Origin of the sequence: Phyllobacterium lublinensis (genome assembly GCF_020164435.1) — a bacterium.
Lineage (GTDB): Bacteria > Pseudomonadota > Alphaproteobacteria > Rhizobiales > Rhizobiaceae > Phyllobacterium > Phyllobacterium lublinensis.
This window is the reverse complement of record NZ_JAIUDQ010000034.1, coordinates 1-1,559: the sequence shown is the minus strand read 5'-3', so window position 1 is coordinate 1,559 and position 1,559 is coordinate 1. Positions and strand designations below refer to the sequence as shown.

The following is a 1,559-nucleotide window of genomic DNA, read 5'->3' as shown; positions in this document are numbered from 1 at the left end:
ATCAGCATTGCCCCTATTCCGACGCGGCAAAATCGGCATCAACGTGTGGGAAAAACAGGACCGAACCGCTGACGATCTGAACGAGTAGTCACCATTATTACAATATTTGGACGTGCCCGCACGTAAAGTGCCTCTGGTCTTGCGACAGCTACGACGGATCTAAGCGCTTTATCTTCTATAGGTGCAGGGTGGACTTCGCCCAAAATGCTATTTGCAGGCGACCCTAAAGACTTTCCTTTTAACCTTGAGCACCGAAGCTGAGGTGCCGCCGCCCTAATCCCAGAAACTGAATAATTTCGGGTATTTGCATTTGCTCCCTTGGAACCATTACCCGCGGTTTGTGGTTCTTCGCCCTGAGGAAAGGGCATGTGGTGGCGACAAAGAGGAGAAACCGGACATTGCGAAAGTGGTCAGGGAGCAACTGAACCGGAAAACTTACCGGGATGCGCTGCGAAGTCGCTAAAAGCCTATAGCCGATGAGCCATTGCGCTGGCGAAGCCTCAATCCACGAATTCAGATCAACAAGACCAAGCTTCGCATTGTGAGCTCCTAACGTTAGTCGCCATCGTCTCGGTCATCATCATCGTTATCGTCGAATTGCGAAGGATCGACGACTGGGAGCAGGAAGATTCGCCAGTCCTCGTGACCACCAGGCTCGCCCGACTGGCCCGCCGTAGCGCGACTAGCTTGCCAGGCTTCGGCCTCCCTCGGGAGCGCTCCACGCAAATTGATTTCCGAGACACCATCCCAGAGGGAACGGCCTTGGTTTTGGAACACATGCAGGTCCCGCCGTAACCCCTTGTCCGACAGACGCGCCTTAGCATCATCTTCGGTTGCCGCGTCAAAAGCCACAATTCCTCGTCCTGAAATCTCGGCCACGTATACGGTCATTTTTTGATCCTCTCAGAGCTTGGGTTGATGGGCTCCCCTTGGCTAAAAAGGTGGCGCGCTGGTGCTGGTCGCTGTCACTAACCCGACGGCACTTTGTGTCTGGGTTAGAAGACTCGTTTCTGGTTGTTGCGCCGTCAGCTCAGCTTCCACCCTCCACCAATTTCAGATTTGCTTCAGTGGCCTTCTTGCGTGCGATCGTTTCGCCCGCAGCGGCCACTGCACCTCCCGAATGCTCCTCGCCGGCGACCTGCACCGTTGGTGAGGCAAATCCAATGTCGTTTTCCACGAAGGATTCGCGGATCATCGCGTAAGCCCGCCGCCGGATGGTGGACTGATGGCCTGGTTTCGTCATCATGGCGAAGCTTAGCTTGATGCCATAATCGCCGAAGTCCTCCACGCCCTTCATCTTTACCGTTTCGATGATCTGGGGACCGAATTCCTCATCCTGGAGCAGCTCCGCACCGACCCCCTTAACCAGCTTTTTTACCTTGGCGATGTCCGCGTCGTAGTTGACCGAGATGAAGAATTTGTCGATGACCCAATCGCGGCTCATGTTCTGTACCGCGCCCAATGAACCGAACGGAACAGTAAAAATTGGCCCACGATGATGGCGCAGTTTGACAGAGCGGATGCCGAAAGATTCAACGGTGCCCTTGTAGCTGCCACTC

Annotated in this window: 2 protein-coding genes; both read right to left on the bottom strand. The window is 54.7% G+C overall.

Translation table 11 applies throughout. The annotated features are described in order from the left end of the window. Positions 1-555 precede the first annotated feature (555 nt). On the bottom strand, positions 556-891 hold the full coding sequence (locus tag K9U38_RS21870) for a hypothetical protein (protein ID WP_224496467.1): 336 nt from the start codon (positions 889-891) through the stop codon (positions 556-558). Between the two features lie 139 nt (positions 892-1,030). Then, positions 1,031-1,559 (bottom strand): mechanosensitive ion channel family protein (locus K9U38_RS21865; protein WP_224496466.1); only part of this gene is annotated, 529 nt, incomplete at its 5' end.

Bases quoted from the DNA above. Each gene is read 5' to 3' on its own strand.
- K9U38_RS21870 (WP_224496467.1), bottom strand. From the start codon at position 891: ATGACCGTATACGTGGCCGAGATTTCAGGACGAGGAATTGTGGCTTTT.